20 protein-coding genes and 1 riboswitch are annotated in these 20,824 nt (G+C 33.0%); of the genes, 16 read left to right on the top strand and 4 right to left on the bottom strand.

The genetic code is table 11. From position 1 onward, the window contains the following. Window positions 1-3 precede the first annotated feature (3 nt). Together CN946_RS21605 and CN946_RS21600 are read left to right on the top strand one after the other, a co-directional pair. Window positions 4-834, top strand: coding sequence for an aldo/keto reductase (locus CN946_RS21605; RefSeq protein ID WP_098862937.1), 831 nt, complete (start codon window positions 4-6; stop codon window positions 832-834). Between the two features lie 311 nt (window positions 835-1,145). Beyond that, the gene (locus CN946_RS21600) at window positions 1,146-2,030 is read left to right on the top strand and encodes a TVP38/TMEM64 family protein (protein WP_286134020.1); all 885 of its coding nucleotides are present in this window, start codon (window positions 1,146-1,148) and stop codon (window positions 2,028-2,030) included. Between the two features lie 109 nt (window positions 2,031-2,139). Here CN946_RS21600 and CN946_RS21595 read toward each other — a convergent pair whose 3' ends face one another. Together CN946_RS21595 and CN946_RS21590 are read right to left on the bottom strand one after the other, a co-directional pair. After that, window positions 2,140-2,448, bottom strand: a complete 309-nt coding sequence (locus CN946_RS21595; protein WP_098862936.1) for a magnetosome magnetite crystal formation protein family — start codon at window positions 2,446-2,448, stop codon at window positions 2,140-2,142. A 112-nt stretch (window positions 2,449-2,560) separates the two neighbouring features. Further along, on the bottom strand, window positions 2,561-3,205 hold the full coding sequence (locus tag CN946_RS21590; protein ID WP_098862935.1) for a TVP38/TMEM64 family protein: 645 nt from the start codon (window positions 3,203-3,205) through the stop codon (window positions 2,561-2,563). A gap of 174 nt (window positions 3,206-3,379) precedes the next feature. On the opposite strand from CN946_RS21590, the gene CN946_RS21585 reads away from it, so the two are divergent. The 3 genes from CN946_RS21585 to CN946_RS21575 all read left to right on the top strand — a co-directional run bounded on the left by CN946_RS21585 (window position 3,380) and on the right by CN946_RS21575 (window position 5,292). Beyond that, window positions 3,380-3,766 carry a DoxX family protein gene (locus CN946_RS21585; RefSeq protein ID WP_098429672.1) on the top strand — a complete coding sequence of 129 codons (387 nt, stop codon included), beginning with the start codon at window positions 3,380-3,382 and terminating at the stop codon, window positions 3,764-3,766. Between the two features lie 173 nt (window positions 3,767-3,939). Beyond that, window positions 3,940-4,407 carry a DinB family protein gene (locus CN946_RS21580; RefSeq protein ID WP_098862934.1) on the top strand — a complete coding sequence of 156 codons (468 nt, stop codon included), beginning with the start codon at window positions 3,940-3,942 and terminating at the stop codon, window positions 4,405-4,407. Window positions 4,408-4,635: 228 nt separating this feature from the next. Further along, window positions 4,636-5,292 carry a VC0807 family protein gene (locus CN946_RS21575; RefSeq protein ID WP_098429674.1) on the top strand — a complete coding sequence of 219 codons (657 nt, stop codon included), beginning with the start codon at window positions 4,636-4,638 and terminating at the stop codon, window positions 5,290-5,292. A 71-nt stretch (window positions 5,293-5,363) separates the two neighbouring features. On the opposite strand, the gene CN946_RS21570 is transcribed toward CN946_RS21575, so the two are convergent. Beyond that, complete coding sequence (locus tag CN946_RS21570) at window positions 5,364-6,302, bottom strand: cation diffusion facilitator family transporter (protein WP_098862933.1); 939 nt, start codon at window positions 6,300-6,302, stop codon at window positions 5,364-5,366. Between the two features lie 306 nt (window positions 6,303-6,608). Then, window positions 6,609-6,782: riboswitch (Lysine riboswitch) on the top strand. Window positions 6,783-6,916: 134 nt separating this feature from the next. Between CN946_RS21570 and lysA the strand changes: the two genes are divergently transcribed. After that, on the top strand, window positions 6,917-8,236 hold the full coding sequence (lysA, locus tag CN946_RS21565) for a diaminopimelate decarboxylase (protein WP_098862932.1): 1,320 nt from the start codon (window positions 6,917-6,919) through the stop codon (window positions 8,234-8,236). A 209-nt stretch (window positions 8,237-8,445) separates the two neighbouring features. Continuing rightward, window positions 8,446-9,645: a C40 family peptidase gene (locus CN946_RS21560; RefSeq protein WP_098862931.1), complete on the top strand. Its 1,200-nt coding sequence runs from the start codon at window positions 8,446-8,448 to the stop codon at window positions 9,643-9,645. Between the two features lie 82 nt (window positions 9,646-9,727). Here the strand turns inward: CN946_RS21560 and mscL are convergent, their stop codons facing one another. Then, on the bottom strand, window positions 9,728-10,117 hold the full coding sequence (mscL, locus tag CN946_RS21555) for a large-conductance mechanosensitive channel protein MscL (RefSeq protein WP_098862930.1): 390 nt from the start codon (window positions 10,115-10,117) through the stop codon (window positions 9,728-9,730). 151 nt (window positions 10,118-10,268) lie between these two features. Here mscL and msrA point away from each other — a divergent pair, with 151 nt between their 5' ends. From msrA to CN946_RS21510, 9 genes are all read left to right on the top strand, one after another. Beyond that, window positions 10,269-11,216, top strand: a complete 948-nt coding sequence (gene msrA / locus CN946_RS21550) for a peptide-methionine (S)-S-oxide reductase MsrA (protein ID WP_286134019.1) — start codon at window positions 10,269-10,271, stop codon at window positions 11,214-11,216. A gap of 279 nt (window positions 11,217-11,495) precedes the next feature. Next, a complete protein-coding gene (locus CN946_RS21545; protein ID WP_098862928.1) occupies window positions 11,496-11,723 on the top strand; it encodes a hypothetical protein in 228 nt (75 codons plus the stop codon). A 168-nt stretch (window positions 11,724-11,891) separates the two neighbouring features. Next, complete coding sequence (locus CN946_RS21540; RefSeq protein ID WP_098862927.1) at window positions 11,892-13,163, top strand: MDR family MFS transporter; 1,272 nt, start codon at window positions 11,892-11,894, stop codon at window positions 13,161-13,163. Window positions 13,164-13,448: 285 nt separating this feature from the next. Continuing rightward, window positions 13,449-14,549: a D-alanine--D-alanine ligase gene (locus CN946_RS21535; RefSeq protein WP_141546962.1), complete on the top strand. Its 1,101-nt coding sequence runs from the start codon at window positions 13,449-13,451 to the stop codon at window positions 14,547-14,549. 80 nt (window positions 14,550-14,629) lie between these two features. Then, window positions 14,630-16,012 (top strand): UDP-N-acetylmuramoyl-tripeptide--D-alanyl-D-alanine ligase, encoded by a 1,383-nt coding sequence (locus tag CN946_RS21530; RefSeq protein ID WP_098862925.1) that lies wholly within the window; start codon window positions 14,630-14,632, stop codon window positions 16,010-16,012. A 406-nt stretch (window positions 16,013-16,418) separates the two neighbouring features. After that, window positions 16,419-17,966 (top strand): degradosome RNA helicase CshA, encoded by a 1,548-nt coding sequence (gene cshA / locus CN946_RS21525; RefSeq protein ID WP_098862924.1) that lies wholly within the window; start codon window positions 16,419-16,421, stop codon window positions 17,964-17,966. A gap of 126 nt (window positions 17,967-18,092) precedes the next feature. Further along, window positions 18,093-19,058, top strand: coding sequence for a UV DNA damage repair endonuclease UvsE (gene uvsE / locus CN946_RS21520; protein WP_098862923.1), 966 nt, complete (start codon window positions 18,093-18,095; stop codon window positions 19,056-19,058). A gap of 25 nt (window positions 19,059-19,083) precedes the next feature. Continuing rightward, window positions 19,084-19,437 (top strand): holo-ACP synthase, encoded by a 354-nt coding sequence (gene acpS, locus CN946_RS21515; RefSeq protein WP_098862922.1) that lies wholly within the window; start codon window positions 19,084-19,086, stop codon window positions 19,435-19,437. A 343-nt stretch (window positions 19,438-19,780) separates the two neighbouring features. Beyond that, window positions 19,781-20,800, top strand: a complete 1,020-nt coding sequence (locus CN946_RS21510; protein WP_098862921.1) for a LolA family protein — start codon at window positions 19,781-19,783, stop codon at window positions 20,798-20,800. The last annotated feature ends 24 nt before the right edge of the window (window positions 20,801-20,824 follow it).

Genomic DNA, 20,824 nt, shown 5'->3' with positions numbered 1-20,824 from the left:
AAAATGAATAATTTAGTTAAATTAAATAATGGTTTAGAAATGCCAGTAATAGGGTTAGGAGTTTTCCAAGTAGAAGACGGACAAGTCGTAATTGATTCTGTAAAAGCTGCTATACGAAATGGATACCGTAGTATCGATACTGCAGCGATTTATCAAAACGAAGAAGGTGTAGGGCAAGGAATTAGAGAAGCTCTTGAAGAAAATGGTCTTAAACGTGAAGACTTATTTATTACATCAAAGGTATGGAATGCTGATTTAGGCTACCAATCAACTATCGATGCTTTCGAATTAAGTTTGAAGAAACTAGGTCTGGATTATTTAGATCTATACTTAATCCACTGGCCAGTAGAAGGTAAATATGTTGAATCATGGAAAGCACTTGAAACACTATACAAAACTGGTAAAGTAAAAGCAATTGGAATGAGTAACTTCCAAATTCATCACTTGAAAGAAGTAATGGCAAATGCTGAAATAATGCCTATGATCAATCAAGTTGAGTTACACCCTATGTTAAGTCAAGTTGAACTAAGAGAATTTTTAAAAGAAAATTCAATTCAAGTAGAAGCATGGGCACCATTAATGCAAGGACAGCTGTTTGAAAATGAAACATTATTACAAATAGCAAACAAACATAATAAATCAATTGCTCAAGTAGTTTTACGTTGGCATTTACAAAATGGTGTAGTGATCATACCAAAATCAATCAAAGAACACCGCATTCAAGAAAACGCAAATATTTTTGATTTTGAACTAACAGAAGAAGATATGAACCAAATCAACTCTCTAAACCAAAACCACCGCGTAGGTCCAGACCCTGACAATTTTGATTTTTAATTAAAAAATAAAAGTAAACGACTGTCAAATCTTTGACAGTCGTTTTTATTTCTAATCGAATGTGGAGCCTATGCCCATCAAATCTTTTAAAAAAATTAATAAACTCGATCTAAATCATAGAGGCATTTTGTATTAAAAGTCGAATATTCGAATATAACAATTTCATTTACAAAACTTCCTCACCGTAAGACTTAAGACTTAGTAAGTTTAATACTTAAGTTCGTTTCAAATTATAGATCGTTTCGTTACTATAAACATAGTAGCGATAAATATTGGAGAACGGTCAAGCTGTAGTAGAGGAGTTGATTACTTTGAAGAAAGAGAATAAACAGTTTAATACGATGAAAGAACTTACGTTACACATCGTATTAGCTACAATATCGATCTTAATATTAGTCACTAGTTTACCTACTGTCGTAACGATTTATAAAATATCATTTATTTTTGCAATCATGGGAATACTGCTACTAGATTTCTATCTAGTTGTATCGAATCATAAAAAGTTTTTAAAGTTTACAAAAATAGCGTTAATTAGTTTACTACTTTGTATATCAGTAGTTGGAATTCTATTTTATGCTAGTCAATTTCTAGTATTCGTAGATAAGTACGGAGTTGAGCGAATATTAACCAATCATATTTCAACTGCAAAATTATTATTTTTCTTAATCTGTTTATTTCAACCGATTTTTTTACCTTTACCAGAAGCACTTACTATACCTGCGGGTAGTGCTGTAATTGGATCGTTTTCAGGAGCGTTAATTGGATTTTTAGGTTCAACTTTAGGTATTGTCATAATGTATTTTGTAGCAAGAATAGGCGGACTTAAATTAGTTTCAAAGTTTGTTAAAGAAAGACAGTTAAAAAAATATCAGGAATATGTCAAAAAAAATGAAACAATTATTTTAACTTTAATGTTTATCATTCCGATTCTACCAGATGAAATTATTTGTGTCGGGGCAGGAATTAGTAAAGTATCTTTCAAAAAGTTTCTATTAATTGCTTCGATTTCAAAATTAATTACATCATCTCTACTATCATACTCTGTCTATTTGGCTAAATTTTTCTCTTTAACAACATCGCAAATAGCTTTAACTAGCTCCATTTTAATTGCCTGCATCTTATCTTTATCAATTATGATTAAGAAATCAATTAAACGAACTAATTCAAAAGAAGCTTATGCAACACAAAGTGAATAATAAAAAAAGGCAATGTAATGCTTTAACATTACATTGCCTTTTTACTTATTAAGAAAGTTTAAACTTTCGTTTGTCGAAATTGAAAATTTCCTGAGAAATAATGACGAATTTACATCAATACTTTAATACCTTGAACAATATTCCATATAAAGACAATTAAATTAACAATGAATGCTAATACAAATCCACCTATAAGAGCAAAACCTGCACCGTCACCAAAAGTATTAAAAGTGAAAAGGGAAATAATCGCTAAAATAATAATTGTTAGAAATGGGAGTATATGTGAAAAAAATGCTCGTTTAGAATGCGATTTTAGTTGTTGATCCTTTGCTACGAAATAAACAATTATAGGGAATAAAAAAGGTGCGAAGAATACGCTAAAATAACATAATGAGGACAAAATCTTATTTGTTTCCATCTTTTTACCTCGGTTTCTTAAAAAGTTTTAATTAATCTTAGTATAGTTTAATTTATATATAAAAACCGATTTATTTATTAACAATTTTTTAAAATACATAATTTAAAAAAGTTTAGGCTGAGAAATGCGTATCCTTTTTTTGTCTCTTTTTTAAAGAAATGTAAATGAAAAATCCGACTAAGATTGTAGCAGTAATACAGATTGTAATCCATGGCGAGCCAAGCAAGAAGTTTCCGTATAAGGTATAAAGAACTGCAATCGGAATATTACCAGCAAACACAATTGCGATATAGGACAAGTATTTCATATTGGTGGAGGCAGCTATAAAGCATGCACCATCTGTTGGAGCTAGTGGAGTTGCAACTGTTAAGAATAAGTATCTCTTTCGGTTCGAAATAATCTCTTCAAATAGGGAGGGATATTTATTCTCCATGAATTGCTGAATCGAATCACTTAAAATACTTCTACTTAATAAGTAAATAATTGTTTCTGTGATAGCCATTCCGATTAATGATAAGAGAATGGTTTCAAACGGGTGAAAAAACAAGCTACCTACTACAATTAATACAGAGCTAGGAATGAATAGAAAGATTCTTGCACAGAAAATAGCGACAAATAATAGCATCGGATTGATGGAAGAATTAGCAATAAAATGTTTTATATCTTGCAATGATAAATGAAATAAATGATATCGAATAGCGAGTAGTAGCATTAAAATCCAAAAGCCGATTACGGTTAGTGGAACGACTTTTTTCATGATTTATGCTCTCCTTTAAGTTAGAAAATCTTCTGTTATAGTATTCTATTCCTCAAATACAAGAAAACTGATTCATTTTTAAAAATTAATAATAAAGGTCATAAACATGTCAAAAAATGAATAAAAATAATTATGCACTAAATATCTCAAATTGAAGAGAATTGAGGTGGAGATATGCTTGATGAAGGCCTATTAGTCATTAGACTTGTTTTAGGTATTATTTTATTAGGTCATGGGGTGCAGAAAGTATTTGGTTGGTTTGGTGGTTACGGTATTAAGGGAACTGGACAATGGTTAGAGTCGATTGGAATCAAACCTGGTGCATTTTTTGCTTTTATAACAGGAGCGGCAGAAATCGTAGGTGGATTCTTTGTAGCGGCTGGTGTATATACAGAAATAGGCGCATGGTTGATAATAGTAGTGATGGCAGTAGCAGTAATAAAGGTTCATATAAAGAACGGATTCTGGAATAGTTCGAACGGATTTGAGTTTAATCTATTAATTATTGCAGCTGCAGTAGGATTATTGCTCACTGGTCCAGGATCGATGGTTTTATTTTAAAGAATTGATAGGATTAAGGTTGGAGGGAGGCTCATGGTTTGAGGCTCCTTTTTTGTTTCTGAAATTTCGTTTAAACGTTTATCTACGTCTAACGATATGACATCTTTTTTAGAAAAATATCCTTCATTCGTGATACGATAATATTCGTAATAACATTATATGGAGGGATTAAGATGGCAGATGCTATTTTTGAACAACTTAGGTTTACAAGGGTTTATACATTGAAAGTTCTTGGTTCTGTTTCAAAAGAAGCTGTAGATGTAATACCGGCAGGATTCAATAATAATATTCTTTGGAATGCAGGTCATGTGCTAGGGGCATATGAGCAATTACTTTATGCTAACACTGGTGATGCTGGGAAACTTTCAAAGGAATTCATTGATTTTTTCAAGGGTGGGACTAAACCAGGTGACTGGCAAGCGGAGCCACCATCATATGAGGAAATTGTTACTTTATTAGAACAGCAAGTTGAACAAGTAATTTCTACATATGAAGGTCGTTTAGATGAAATCATTTCAAAAGAGATGAAACTAGGTAGTTTTGAAATAAAGACAATTCGAGACATGATTAGCTTTAACATTTTCCATGAAGGGCTTCATGCCGGATTAATAAACGGATTAAAAAGATCACTTAGCCAGTAGAGTTATTTTTCGACTTTTGTCCACACATTAAATCTAGGAGTTTATGCTCTTAGATTTTTTTGTTATAATCATGTTTAACAATTTGTCATTTTGATAGTTTGAAAATTGTGGTAATTTAAAATAAAATATGGTTCTTTCTAATTGATATTTGTTTTTTAGTAACATTAATAATAATATTAAATAGCAAAGATTATGAAGAAAATGGCCTAAAAAAACGAGGTTATATAAATGAAGAAAGAAAGTAATTTAATTATTTACGATCTAATTTTGTATTTAGTATTTCCGCTTGTTTTATATAAAGTTTTACAACACTATTTTAGTGACTATTGGGCGATGCTCTTACCGACGGTTCCAGGGATCTTATATACCTTATTTCGTTTTTGGTATACGAAACAGTTTAATGTTACTGGTATTTTTATTATCTCAACATTAACTGTTAGTACTGCCGTTGATTTAATGGCATTAGGTTCTGCGAAAAACTTAATTTTGTACAATGTGTATTATCATTTTGGGGTTGTAGTAGTATTTTTAATTTTAATGGCTTTGAAAAAGCCATTACCATATTATTTTATGATTGATATTGCTGCAATACAGGGGCAAGATCGTGAAGAAAGTAAAAAATTATATAAACATCCATCACTATTTAAAGTGTTTCAGTACTTGTTTGTCGCATGGATTATTAAAGATATCGTATTTGCTGTTGCACAATGGTGGATGGTTGATACTTATGGATTAAAAGCATATTACTCACGTACAATTATCTTTACAGTTGGTGGGTATGTTTTTGGCATAATTATGGCGATCGGCTATGCAATGGTTACGATGAGAGCTCAAAAATTAAAAGGGGACGACCCAGAGCAACCTTCCGATGAAATCATTATTTAGTAAAAGTCCTTTAAATAGAATGAACCCCACAAGTTATAAAATTCTTGTGGGGTTTTTTTACTGATTTCCATTTATCCCTTAAATGAATTTCCGACTCCTTGCAATTCCTGATCTTCTCTTGGTCTTGCATTTAAAATATTAAGTTTTTGTATTCTTTCATTTTCTGGTTCGACATGAATTAATATTTTAGGATCTACTAAAACCTTTTTTATTTCGTTTTCTATTTTATCACATAGTAAATGGGCTTCTTCAATGCTCATGTGAGATGGTAATACTAAATGGAAATCTATATGCTCCTCAGCACCCGAACGTCTCGTGCGTAAGTCATGGTATTCGATAAATTGGGATTTAAAAGAATATAATACATTTTCGATTTGTTTTAATTCATCTGTAGAAAGCCCAGTATCAAGTAGGGGGGTAAACGACTTATACCCGAGTTCGATTGATTCTTTCATGATATAAATTGCGATTCCAATTCCGATCAATGCATCGAGAAATCCCCAACCAGTGAGGCTTACTAAAATTAAACTTACTGCAACTCCGAGTGATGAATAAACGTCTGTTAATAAGTGCAAAGCATTTGATTGCATTGCAACAGAATGAGTATCATTTCCTACTTTTTGAACGATTTTTCCTACTCTCCAATTGATTAAAGCTCCAATTAACATGACGACTACACCGATAATTGGCATTTTAATTGGGGTAGGATGAAGTAGCTTTTCAACAGATTCAATAATGATCCAGATACCAGCTACAAATATTAAGATTGTTTCGACCGTACCTGAAATATTTTCAAACTTACCATGACCATAAGGATGTTCCTTATCGGGCGGTCTGTTTGAAATCCTTACAGAGAAAAATGCAATGACCGAAGCAACTAAATCCAATAAAGAATGAATTGCTTCAGAGATAATTGCTACGGAACCAGTAAATATCCCGACAATTAATTTTAATAAAACGATGAATGTGTTACTACATATTGAAAGTACTGCTATTTTGCTTGAATGCAATCTATTCACCCCTGTCCAATTTTTTCTACTTAAGTTAAGAGTTTTGTAATAAGGCAACAAAAAAGAAAAACCACTAACAATTTGTTAGTGGTTTGTTTTTTTTAGATTTAATTTATATTTATTGAAATGTTTTTTCATTTTTGAATCACCTTTTCTCTCGCATAAAACATATTCTATATTATAAATACTATTTTTGGGAAGCAAAAGCTGTGTGTGCCAGTGAATATAAATCGACAAATAATTTAAAAATGGTTTGACATCTATTTTTAGACTGTGTTATACATAGACTAATATAAAAAATAACAGTCTATTCGTAGAGGTTGCATTGTATATGAGTATCATTTTAGAGAACTGTGGGTTTTATGACAAAATGAGAAAGGATCCTATGCCGAAGAAATAAATTGCCACACATTTTATTTCTGGGACTACATTTAATAAATGTAGTACTGTCACATGTGTTTGTGAAGAGCTATTGAAGAGATGTGATTGGCTAAGTCCTTTTTAAAAAGCGATAGGCACATGAACATATCCTTCATGTGTCTTTTTTAATACACTAATACATTGAAGGAAGCTTCTTAGAATGATCTTACATTTGATTTGAAGGGAGAATACGAATGTATTTACATGGTAATAGTCGAATTAATAATGATGGACATTTAGAAATCGGAGGTTGTGATACTGTAGATTTAGTAAAAAAATACGGTACCCCTCTATACATTTATGACGAAGCATTAATTGAATCAAAATGTAGGGAATTCCATGAAGCTTTAAGAGAAACCGGAATGAAATATCAGGTTGCTTACGCGAGTAAAGCGTTTCTATGTGTTGAACAAGCCCGCTTAATAGAAAGAGAAGGTCTATGTCTAGATGTTGTTTCTGGTGGAGAGTTATATACAGCTTTGCAAGCAGGTTATCCAGCTGAGAAAATTCACTTTCACGGAAACAACAAAACAATTGAAGAAATTGAAGAAGCTTTAAATGCAAAAATCGGTTGTTTTGTAGTCGATAATTTCTTTGAGCTAGAAGTATTACAGGCCTTAGCTGAGCAACGTAATGAAGAAGTATTAATCTTATTACGTGTTACGCCAGGTGTTGAAGCACATACACATGAATATGTAATGACGGGCCAAGAAGACTCTAAATTCGGATTCGATATTATGTCTGGTCAGGCTAATGAAGCAGTGGAAGTTTCTTTAAATTCAACTAACCTAAAGTTATTAGGAGTACATTCGCATATAGGATCTCAAATTTTCGAACCAGATGGATTTGTTCATGCAATCAATGTATTAATGAGCTTTTTAAATGGACTTAAAAACGATTTAGGTTTTACAGCTGAAATATTAAATGTAGGTGGAGGCTTTGGTATTCGCTATACTTCAGAAGATGAGCCTTTAGCTGTTGCTAAACATATAGAAAAAATTACTACTATTATTAAACAACAATGTGAAGAGCTAGACTACAAACTACCAGAATTATGGTTAGAGCCTGGACGCAGTATTGTTGGTGAAGCTGGAACAACACTTTATACGATTGGTTCAACAAAAACTCTTCCTTCAATTCGTAAATATGTATCTGTTGACGGGGGAATGACTGATAATATTCGTCCTGCACTATACGGATCAAAATATGAAGCGATGCTTGCAAATCGAGCAAATGATGAGAATAAAGAAGTTGTATCGATTGCTGGTAAATGCTGTGAAAGTGGCGATATGCTAATTTGGGATTGTAACTTACCTGTTGTACAAAACAATGATGTATTAGCTGTATCTTGCACTGGTGCATATGGCTATTCAATGGCTAATAATTATAACCGTATCCGTCGTCCAGCAGTAGTATTTGTTAAAGATGGTGTTTCAAGAGAAGTAGTTCGTCGAGAAACATATGAAGACTTAGTTCGAAATGACAGAATTTACATCGAAAACTCTAGTAGATAGATAACGTTTTTGTGTTATTTGTCTCAGTTACTGACACTTCTATCTAATATAGAAGTGTTTTATTTCGTTTTCTTTAATAAAAGATGATAATTTATCGACATATAAAGACATATTTATCATTTATATTACAATATTGTAACAATTGCGACTCTCTTCGGGAATCTATGGTATAAATATTTACGTAGATTAGCGAGAGGAGAAACGCTGAAATGTTAAGAAAAAAACTAGCAGTGCTGGCGATGGCAAGTACAATAGTATTATCATTAGCGCCAAATGCTTCAGTATTAGCTGATAGCAAAGTTGAGAAAAAGCAAGCTGAAGTAGATAAGTTCCAATCACAATTTAAAGAATTAAGCAACGAGATAGAGAAAATAGATCAACAAATTAAAACAACTAAGCAAAACATAGAAGCAAAAAAAGCAGAAATTTCTGAAACAGAAGAAATTATTAAAGATAAAAAAGCGAGAATTACATATTTACAAGACAGAATTCAAAAACGTAACGATTTATTAGAGGATCGTTTAGTTGCAATGCAAAAGCAACCAAAAGTTAATCTAGTAACAGACGTTTTATTTAATTCAGACTCAATCGTAGATTTCTTTAATCGTGTAAACTCAATTTCAACACTTTTTGATGCTGATGAAAATATTATTAAAGAACAAAAGTCTGAACAAGCAGAAGTATTAAAAGAAAAACAACTTGTTGATGAGAAAAAAGAATCTTTAGTAACAGCAAAAGAAGATCTAGTTGCTCAACAAAGTGAACTTTCAAAATCACAAGCTGATAAACAAAAATCATTAAATACTGCTGAAGCTAACTTAAAGTTAGCTGTTAAAGAACTAGAGAATGCAAAAGAAGATGAAAGAGTTCAACGTCTAGAGCAACAATCTCTTGAGCTAGCTGCTTTATCTAGCGATGATGATGAAGATGATAGCGTTAGCACTCCAACTACTAAATCTAGTTCAAATACTGATTCGAAGTCGAATTCAAATTCTAGTTCAAATTCAAATACAAAACCTGATTCAGGTTCAAATAATGATGGTCCAGCAGCAACTGGAAACTCACTTGTAGACTATGCTTTACAATTCCAAGGTGTACCTTATGTATTTGGTGGAACGTCTCCAAGCGGTTTTGATTGCAGTGGTTTCATCTGGTATGTATATTCACATAATGGATATGGCATCTCTCGTGGAAATGTAAAAACATATTGGAGTAATGCTACAAAAATCAGCTCTCCACAACCTGGTGACCTAGTATTCTTACAAAATACTTATATTAATGGTCCTTCACATATGGGTATTTATATTGGTGGAAATAAAATGGTTCATGCTGGAAGTAAAGGGATCAGCGTAATCAGCTTAAGTAATAGCTGGGTTCGTTCTCACTTCTTAGGCTATGGAAAATTCTAATAGTTTATTAACCTCGTATTATATTTAGTATAGTACGAGGTTTTTTATATTTTTTTACGGGAAAATCAAAAGGTATAAGCTTTTAGCTTATACCTTTTTGATTTGAAACCTGTTCTTTTAGTAAATCACGTATTTCAATAAGTAGAGCTTCTTCTTTAGTAGGAACAACAGGTTTTGTTTCTTCTGCTTCTTTCTTTCTAAATGAAAGTCTATTAATTAATCGAACAAAGAAAAATACTGAGATTGAGATGATTAGGAAGTCGACTACTGTTTGGATGAATGAGCCATATTTAATTTCATGATAATGCCAAGCAGTAAAGTTTCGTTTTCCTACGATAAGTGCAAAAATTGGCATCATTATATCTCCAACTAATGAAGATACGATCTTACCAAAAGCACCACCAATAATTACCCCGACTGCTAAATCAAGTACATTTCCTTTTAAAGCAAACTTCTTAAATTCTTCTAACATCTTATTTCCTCCTATGTAATTATCGTATAAGTTTACATACAAATCTTAATTCTTTCAAGTTAGCAATTAGGCTTTTTTAAGCAAAAATATTTATATCAGCTATTAGATATGGTAAATATAATTAATGACAATTTTTAGGAGGAGTATAGGTATGGGCACAGAATTGGCTACATTTGCTGGTGGATGTTTTTGGTGTATGGTAAAACCGTTTGATCAACAGGACGGAATTATTAAAGTTGTTTCAGGCTATACAGGTGGGGAAAAAGAAAACCCGACATATGAAGAAGTATGCACTCATTTAACAGGTCATTATGAAGCTGTTCAAATTACATTTGATCCGGAAGTCTATCCGTATGAGAAATTATTGGACTTATTTTGGCAACAAATTGACCCAACAGATGTAGGTGGGCAATTTAATGATCGAGGTAGTTCATATAAAACTGCAATTTTTTATCATAATGAAAATCAAAAAGAGCAAGCTTTAGCTTCGAAGGATAAACTAGAGAAAAGTGGCGTTTTCAAGAAACCAATTGTGACTGAAATTTTATCTGCAAAACCATTTTATGAAGCAGAAGAATATCATCAGCATTATTATAAAAAGCACCCGGTTCGTTACCAGCTTTACTTTAAAGGATCTGGTCGTCAAAAATTTTTAAAGGAACACTGGAAAACGGGCCAAGAGGAGCTTAAGCAAAGACTAACACCAATTCAGTATGCTGTTACTCAGGAAGATGCAACTGAACCAGCATTTAGAAATGAGTTCTGGAATCATAAAGAAAAAGGAATTTATGTTGATATCGTATCAGGATTTCCTTTATTTAGTTCATTAGATAAATTTGATTCAGGTTGTGGATGGCCAAGTTTTACAAAGCCGATACTAAAGGGTGAAATTGAAGAGAAGAAGGATTACAGCCATGGGATGTTGCGTATTGAAGTCAGAAGTTCTGAAGCTGATTCGCACCTAGGGCATGTATTTGATGATGGACCTGGACCTGAGGGCCTTCGCTATTGCATAAACTCTGCGGCATTAAGATTTGTTCCGTATGAAAAAATGGATGAAGAGGGCTATGGAAATTATAAGAGTATCTTTCTTAAATAGACTCTAAGGATATTTAACTAAGTACGTTCTAATTGAAATAATTAAAATTTGAACCGAGATGACTATTCGTCTCGGTTTATTTGTTTGTTTATTTAGAAGGAGGATGGGATTGATCTTACCTAATCATTAGTTTTTTATTTTGTCCTAAATATTTTCTAAAAAGTTTTCTGAAAATATTTACAATTGTGAAATAAGTGTGTTAATATAAAAGTGTCACAAAGTTGTCACAAATTAGGTATTGTAATTCACAAAAAAGATGAAAACAGGAGGTTAATCATTATGAAGCGAACTGATTATGAAATCGTTGAAACATATACTCAATATTCTGGTATTGCCTTTTTTATTGGTCTTATTCTTTTTTTACTATATTTCACTGGAAGCGGTTTCTTACATACGGGCGTAAGCCTAACGGTGAGCATAGTATTGATGGGCTCTTGTTCAACCTTATTTCTAATAGGTACTTTTTTGGGATTGATGTTCTCAATTTCTTCAAAAGAACAAGTTTAAAAGTTAAAAAAAGAGTGGGTGTTCAAATGGCGATAAGTCAATTTGAACGCCCTTTTGTTTTGTATAACATATTTTATCGGATATATGTATAAAGTAATTTGAAACTTAAAATTCTTCCGATACGATTAAAATAGGAAGTTATGATGCACTAGGAGGTGCCGCTAAAGGATGAATTTTTTTAAAAAGTTAAAAGGTATGGATCGTAATGTGTGGATTCGAGTGATTGGAGAAACGATTACGAGTAGTGCAATGATGATGCTTATGCCATTTTTTGCTCTATACCTAGAAGGAAAAGTTGATTCAATGCTAAAGGTAGGATTTATTATGTCAATTTCACCTATAGCATCATTATTTGGTTCGATGGCTGGTGGTAGACTCGCAGATTTATATGGTCGAAAACGTATGATGGTTTTTTCGACGCTTGGAACATCTCTTATTTTAGTATCCTTTGCTTTAGTAGAGGGCTATACAGCATTTTTAATTTTATCAATTTTACTAGGTATTAGTAACTCGTTCTTTAGTCCAGCAGCTTCTGCTATGGTAGCTGATGTTACTGAACCAGAGAAAAGAACTGAAGCGTATGGATTATTAAGGGTAGGAAGTAATGTAGGTACTGTAATCGGTCCGTTATTAGGAAGTTCAGTTGTTTACTTTTCGAAAGACAGTTTATTTTATATTGCAGCAATCACTTTAGGGCTTTATAGCATTGCACAATTAATTCTATTAAAAGAAACACTTCCTGCAGAAAAGAATGTTAATGAAAAGAATGAAGTAACGAAAATACCTTTTAAAAAGGTTATGAAAATCATTAGATCTGATAAATTATTAATTTTTTACGTAGCAACAGGTGTAATTATTTCAATGGGTTTCTCACAAATTGAGGGAATGCTACCACTTTATTTTAAACAAACCTTTCAATCTCAATATGGTATGTGGAATCCTTACCCATTCTTAATGTCACTTAATGGATTGTTAGTTGTTCTTTTGCAATTTCCGATTTCAAGTTATTTATCGAATCGTTCAATTGGAAAAACGATGTTTTATGGAACCATTTTATTTGGCTTAGGTATTTTATCAATCGGCTTTGCACCTCCATTATTACTTACAGTTGGATTAGGTAAGTGGATGATTCTATTTTTCTTGGCAATTATCTTCATATACTACACATTTGGGGAAATGGTCATGTCGCCAGTTCAAATGACATTTGTGGCGAATATTGCACCTGAAGATTTAAGAGCGACCTATATGGCGGTTGGTAGTATGAAATGGACGATTGGTGGATTTCTTGGACCTTTATTAGGTGGATTTTTATTTGATTTAAAACTTGGAATATGGCTTTTTATAATTCTTGGAACAGGAGTTGTACTATCAGGAATAATGTATCGCTCACTTGATGAAAAAGTAGCGATTAGAGATAATCAACAGGGTATAGCGCAATAGTTCTCAGGGCGCATGTTTCTTTGTTTCTTCGTCAATTAAGTAGTGCTTATTTCTCTTGTCAAACTGCCCGATAACGCATGCGACAATCTGAAATTCAAGTTTTTGTACCCTTGTCTACAAACTAAGTATAGCTTAAGTAGAGCTATGCTTTTTTTAGTTGTAAAGAAATCACAAAACAGATATCATTGCATATGTTGTAAAGAAAAATAGGTTTCTACCCATAAAAGCTTATACACATTTGTATAAAGTGGTACAATAGGGAGAGCAAAAAATAGTAGGGGGAACATCATGAAGATTAAGTTAGGATTATTATATGGCGGTAAATCTGCTGAACACAAAGTATCATTACAAACAGCTTTTGCCGTTATTTCTGCTTTAGATCACACAAAATTTGATGTGTATCCAATTTATATAACAGAACAAGGCGAATGGTTACAAGGGAAACAAATTGAGGGGAAAGTAGAAAGTGTCGCAGCTTTAAAATTCTCAAATGAGGATCAACATGTAAATGAAATCGCTCCTGTCGCGTTAACTTCATCAATTATTCCTGCAGCTTCAAATCAAGATTCAACTGGCCCAGTTGACGTTATTTTCCCATTATTACATGGACCAAATGGTGAAGATGGAACAGTTCAAGGTTTACTTGAGCTATTAAATATCCCTTATGTAGGAAATGGTGTATTAGCTTCAGCGGCTGGTATGGATAAAGTGTTTATGAAAAACTTATTTGCTCAGGCTGGAATTCCTCAAGCTAAATATGTACATTTCTTAAAAACAGAGTGGAAATCAAATGCAGTGTCTTGCTATGAAGTAGTTGAGAAAGAATTAGGCTATCCTGTATTTGTTAAACCTGCAAACTTAGGTTCAAGTGTTGGTATTACGAAAGCTAAAAATCGTGAAGCATTAATGGCTTCATTTGAAGAAGCATTCCAATTTGACCGTAAAATAATTATTGAAGAAAATATTATTGGACGTGAAATTGAAATTGCTGTATTAGGTAACGATCAAGTTGAATGTTCTGTTGTTGGCGAAATCAAACCATCAGTAGAATTTTATGATTATACTGCAAAATATGAGAGTGGCGATACTGGTCTAATTATCCCAGCTCCTGTAGAAACTGAAACATATGAAAAAATTAAGCATTATGCAGAAGTTGCGTTCAAAGCAATCGATGGATCAGGCTTAACTCGTGCTGATTTCTTTGTAACAGAAGATGGTGGCGTATTAATGAATGAAGTTAATACAATGCCTGGATTTACTCCGTTCAGTATGTATCCTCAATTATGGCAGGCTACTGGATTAACATATCCAAAATTAATTGAAAAATTAATAGACCTAGCAATTGAACGTTACGAACAAAAACAACAAATTAAATATAATATTTAACAATTGAAAACACTATTCATGGTTGAATAGTGTTTTCATGTGAATAGAAGAAAAATGCTATAGAAGAGGAGTCGGTGACAATGTCAATCGTACGTACTTTATCTCAAATCGTTAACATGATCCCTGGTAGCGAATTAAAGGGTGAAGATTTAACAATCAACGGAGTTTCAACAGACTCTCGTGTAGATTTAAATGGAAAATTATTTATACCTCTGATTGGTGAAAAATTCGATGCACATCAATTTTTACCTCAAGCAATTGAAAATGGTGCAAGTGCAGTGCTTTGTTCTAGAAAGTTTTCAAATGTACCAACAAACGCATCTGTCATCTTAGTTGATGATACATTAGAAGCTTTACAAAAACTGTCTAAGTCATATTTAAGTGAGTGGAATGGTAAAATAGTTGGTATTACAGGAAGTAATGGGAAAACATCAACAAAAGATATTTTAACTAGCATTCTTTCAGCAAAATATAAAGTACATAAAACACAAGGGAACTTTAATAATCATATCGGACTTCCGTTAACAGTTTTAGCGATGGCAGAAGATACAGAGGTTGCTGTCTTAGAAATGGGTATGAGCAATTTTGGAGAAATTGAATTTTTGTCTAATTTAGCTGAACCTGACGCGGCAATCATTACAAACATCGGTGAGTCTCATATGCAGGAACTAGGCTCAAGAGCTGGGATCGCAAAGGCGAAGCTTGAGATTGCTAGCGGATTATCAAAAAATGGATTACTGGTCATTAATGGCGATGAACCATTATTAATCGAAGGTACAAAAGATAAAAACTTAATCTATACAATCGAAACTTTTGGTTTAAGCGAAAGTAATGATGTATATCCAACATTTATTGAAATGAATGAATCTGGTAGTGAATTTGAAATAAATAAAGCTAAGAATGTCCGTTTCAAATTGGGCGTACTAGGCAAACATAATATTAGTAATACATTGGCAGCTATTGCAGTTGCGAGAAAGTTTTCATTAACATGGGATGAAATTAGTTCTGGAATGCAGAATTTAGAAATGACAAAAATGCGTATGGAACTATTAAAGAATGAAAATGGAATAACTGTTATTAATGATGCCTATAATGCAAGTGTTACATCTATGAAAGCGGCTCTTTTATTTGCTTCGGAACTAAAGGGTTATAATCGAAAATTTGTAGTATTTGGCGACATGTTAGAATTAGGTGATCAAGAAATTGCTTTTCATGAAGAAATTGGAGAAGAAGTTGTAAATCTTCATTTCGATTTTCTTTATACTTTTGGACCATTAAGTAAATTTGCAGCAACGTCAGCTTTTGAACAAATGGACTCTTCAAGAGTAAAAAGCTTCGAAGATAAAAATAATTTAATTGAAGATTTATTACAACAAGTTCAACCAAATGACTTAGTATTAGTTAAAGGTTCTAGGGGAATGAAGTTAGAAGAAGTTGTAAATGCGTTAGTAAATCAGGGGTAAGAATATAATCAAGAAGGGAAGTAGGGATTAAAAGTTTTCCTTATTTCATTCGTTCTGCTCTTCGCTTCTTGCATGTTAAAATATACGGAGTGAAAACTTTATACGCGTAATTTAACAAATGAAAACTGTTCGTAATATAAGGGATGAAGAAGGCTATAAACATGATTTTATGGCGAATTTAAATATGATATAAGGGTAAAATATGATTTGGAAATCAAATTGTTAGAATATAACTTCATTTGCTTTTTAGATAGAATGTCCGTATAATGGGTAGATATTGTTTCCTTTTCATGATACTTCGGACATTGTTTTCCACTAAAAACGAACCTTCCATATGAACAGTCACGAAACATATAATATTTTAAATTTTTATAGATCAATTGAGATACAAAGGAGATTAACCAAATTGACAACATTTCAAGAATTAGGATTAAGTAGTAAGATCCTGTTTGCGATTGAAAAATTAGGCTTCGAGGAAGCTACTCCAATTCAAGCGCAGACTATTCCATTAGCAAAACAAGGCCATGATGTAATTGGTCAAGCGCAAACTGGTACTGGTAAAACTGCCGCTTTTGGTATTCCATTACTAGAAAAAATTGATGTAGATAGTAACAATGTTCAAGGACTTGTTATCGCTCCTACACGTGAGTTAGCTATTCAAGTTGGCGAAGAGTTACACAAAATCGGTATGAATAAAGGTGTAAAAATCCTTCCGATATACGGTGGACAAGATATTAATCGTCAAATGCGTTCATTAAAAAAATTCCCACATATTATTGTAGGAACTCCTGGTCGTATTCAAGACCATATTAACCGTCGTACAATTCGCCTAAACAATGTAAATACAGTTGTATTAGATGAAGCGGATGAAATGTTAAACATGGGATTCATTGAAGATATTGAAGCGATCTTAAAAGAGGTTCCAGAAAATAAACAAACACTTCTTTTCTCTGCAACTATGCCTGATCCAATTCGTCGCATTGCAGAAACTTTCATGACAAATCCACAAATCGTTAAGGTACAAGCAAAAGAAGTTACAATGCCGAACATTGAACAACATTTTATTGAAGTTCAAGAAAAGAAAAAATTTGACGTTCTTACACGTTTATTAGATATTCAAACACCTGAATTAGCTATTATCTTTGGACGTACGAAACGTCGTGTTGATGAATTATCAGAAGCATTAAACTCACGTGGTTATGCTGCAGAAGGTATTCATGGTGATTTATCACAAGCGAAACGTGAGCAAGTACTTCGTAAATTTAAATCTGGTTCAATTGATGTTTTAGTTGCAACTGATGTAGCAGCTCGTGGATTAGATATTTCTGGCGTTACACATGTATACAACTTTGATATTCCACAAGATCCTGAAAGCTATGTTCACCGAATTGGACGTACAGGTCGTGCTGGAAAATCAGGTATAGCGATGTTATTTATTACTCCTCGTGAGTTTAATCAATTAAAAAATATCGAACGTACAACTAAACGTCGTATGGAACGTATGACTGCACCTACATTAGACGAAGCAATTGAAAGTCAACAACGTATCATTGCAGAAAAATTAACTTCGACTATGGAAAGTGATAATTTAACGTTCTACAAACGTATTGCAGAAGAATTACTTGAAGAGCATGATTCTGTAAGTGTTGTAGCTGCAGCTTTAAAAATGTTAACAAAAGAGCCAAATGAAACACCAATTCGTTTAACTGATGAGCCACCAATGGTCAAACGTGACCGTGGCGGACGCGGAGGAAACGGTGGCGGCGGCGGTGGATACCGTCGTGGTGAAAATAAACGTGGCGGTGGAGATGGACGTCGTAGCGATAATCGTCGTGGAGATGGACGTCGTGGAGACCGTGACAACCGTGGAGGAAACTTCCGTGGCAAACGTAACGAAGGAACTCGCGATAACAACCGTGGTGGACAACGTAAACCACAAGACAGCAGTAAATAAGATAATAGATAAGGTGCATGGATAATATTCCATGTACCTTTTTTATTGCCAATTAAATATAAAAAACTGTGTGAATTTGGACAGATTCCATACACTAACTAAAAACGTATGAGAGTTGGAATAAAAATGTTAGTAAGACTTGGATATGTCGCAATGAGTATGAATTTACAAAACGCCTCACCATCAAAGACAATGACGGTTGCTCAGTTTTTAAAACAAAAGGATAAAGATGCGGCGATTCGTAAGCTAGAACAAATTGCTAAAACTAATATTAATAACTGTCTAAGACTACTAAAGCACAACAAAGCACATGATATATCTTTTTTTCGCCTAAGCAGTAAATTAATCCCGTTAGCAAATCATGAAGAAGTTGCAGATTGGAATTACATAAAGCCATTAAAGGAAAGTTTACTTGAGTTAGGTAAATTTGCGATTACAAATGAAATTAGGATTGATTTTCATCCGGATCATTTCGTTATCTTGAACTCAACTGATGAAGAGTTATTAAAAACCTCAGTAAAAACCTTAAAAATGCATTATCAGCTTTTAAAAGCGATGAAGATTAATACAGAACAACGATGTGTACTCCATATTGGTGGAGGGTATGATGATAAGGAAAAATCACTGGAACAATTAATAGAGAATTTTAGTCTTGTTCCTGCGCAAATTCAAAAAATGCTAATGTTTGAAAATGATGATACTACCTTTACGTTTGATGAAACATTATTTGCCTGTGAAAAATTAGGAGTACCACTTGTATTTGACTATCATCATCATCTAGTTAATCATACAGATGAAGACTGGGTAAAAAATTGGGCCTATGCCGTCGATACATGGAAAGCCTCAAGCTTGCCTATGAAAATGCATATATCAAGTCCTAGAGATGAGAAGGACATACGTGCTCATGCTGATTTTGTTGATCCTAACATGTTTATTACATTTTTAAATGAAATTTATGGATCGGTTGGGCAAATTGATTGTATGATTGAAGCAAAACAAAAAGATAATGCACTATTTCAACTAATGGATGATATGAAAGCTCATCCGTCTATTGAAATAATTAATGATTCAAGCTTTTATTTTAAACCGTAGTTTTCGAAAGTTAGGGTGAGAAAATATGATCGTAGGTATTGGATTAGATTTAGTAGAAATTGAACGAATGAAAGAAATTATAAGCTCGCAGCCACGGTTTGCGAAAAGGATTTTAACTGAAGCAGAATATGAAATATACGAAAGCTTATCAGAACGAAGAAAACTTGAATTTTTATCAGGAAGATTCGCCGCAAAAGAAGCATGTTCAAAAGCTTTTGGTACAGGAATTGGGAAGGAATTAGGATTTCATGACATTGAAATCTTGAATGACGAAAAAGGTAAGCCTGTCTTAACCGTTGATTTGCCGTTTATACCGTTTTTATCAATTACGCATACTGAACATTATGCTGCTGCTCAAGTGGTCTTACAGCAAATATAATACCCTTTTAAACAGTCACTCTTTTGAGTGGCTTTTCTTTTTTGTACTCGACGTAGTAGTTAAACTTTAAGGATTAATTAAAAAGTGTAACTACACCATTGTCATCACCAACAGGCTCGCTAATCAGGGAGTTTTCTTTATATTTTTTAAATTAGCTTGTCATGCTAGTCTGCATATTTTAGAGCTTGACCTCATATAGTTTCATGAGGATATAAGAAGCAAGGTTGCAACGTGCATGAATAAATCTAGATTTTACTTCTAAGCTACTCGCGCACATTTATTCATAAGCCTTTGCATAAAATTCTCTTTTTTACAATTTAAGAGGAATAAAGGAGCTGGGGAGATGAAGAAAAAGCTTGTAGCGATGCTTTTGACAATCATGTTAGTACTATCATTGGCTGCATGTGGCAAGAAATCGAAAGATGATGTTGTAGGTTCACTTAGCAATCAGATGGAAAAAATGAATGGCTATAAGGCTGATGCAACATTAACGATTAATAATGGTAATGATCCTCAAAAGTATGAAGTAGTCATTTGGCATAAAAAGCCTTCTTACTACCGCGTACAATTAAAAAATGCTAAGAGTGATCAAAACCAAATTATTTTAAGAAACAAAGAGGGTGTGTTTGTTTTAACGCCAGCATTAAATAAAAGCTATCGCTTCCAAAGTGATTGGCCGTCAAACAGCAGTCAGCCATATTTACCGGAATCATTAGTTAATGACTTAGTACAAGATAAGAATGCAACGTTTAAAACAACTAAGCAAGGATATGTGTTTGAAACAAAAACAAATTACACAAATAGACAATTGCTCCCAACACAAGAAATTACTTTTAATAAAAAAGGTCTGACACCTGATTCAGTAAAACTATTAGATACAGATAAAAATGTTGTGTTGGATGTTAAATTCGATAAAGTACAATACAATCCGAAGTTTGATAATGATGCTTTTGATGTGAAGAAAAATATGACAAGCGCTCGTTTAAGTGTACCTACATCTACAAATCCAACTAATGATCCTAATTTATTAGTTACACTTTACCCTAATTATTTAATGAAGGGTGTTGTGTTAGATGATCAACAAGAAGTAAAAACAGACAATGGTGTTCAGGTTATACTTTCATATAAAGGTGATAAAAAATCGTTTACTTTAATAGAGGAAAAAGCACGAATTTCAGAGTCTGGAACAACGATGGAAATCACTGGTGAACCAGTAGATTTAGGTAAAACGGTAGGAGCTTTATCAGATAAGATGATCACATGGTCATACGGTGGAACAGATTTTACAATTGTTTCTAAAAACTTAACTCAAGGTGAGTTAATTCAAGTTGCCCAATCAGTCGGAGATACAGGCACAAAATAATATTTTTTTTCAAACTTAAAAGGG

This window comes from Bacillus sp. AFS053548 (genome assembly GCF_002575105.1).
GTDB lineage: Bacteria > Bacillota > Bacilli > Bacillales > Bacillaceae_G > Gottfriedia.
Note: the sequence above shows the minus strand (reverse complement) of the source record. Positions and strands in the feature narration are given on the sequence as shown.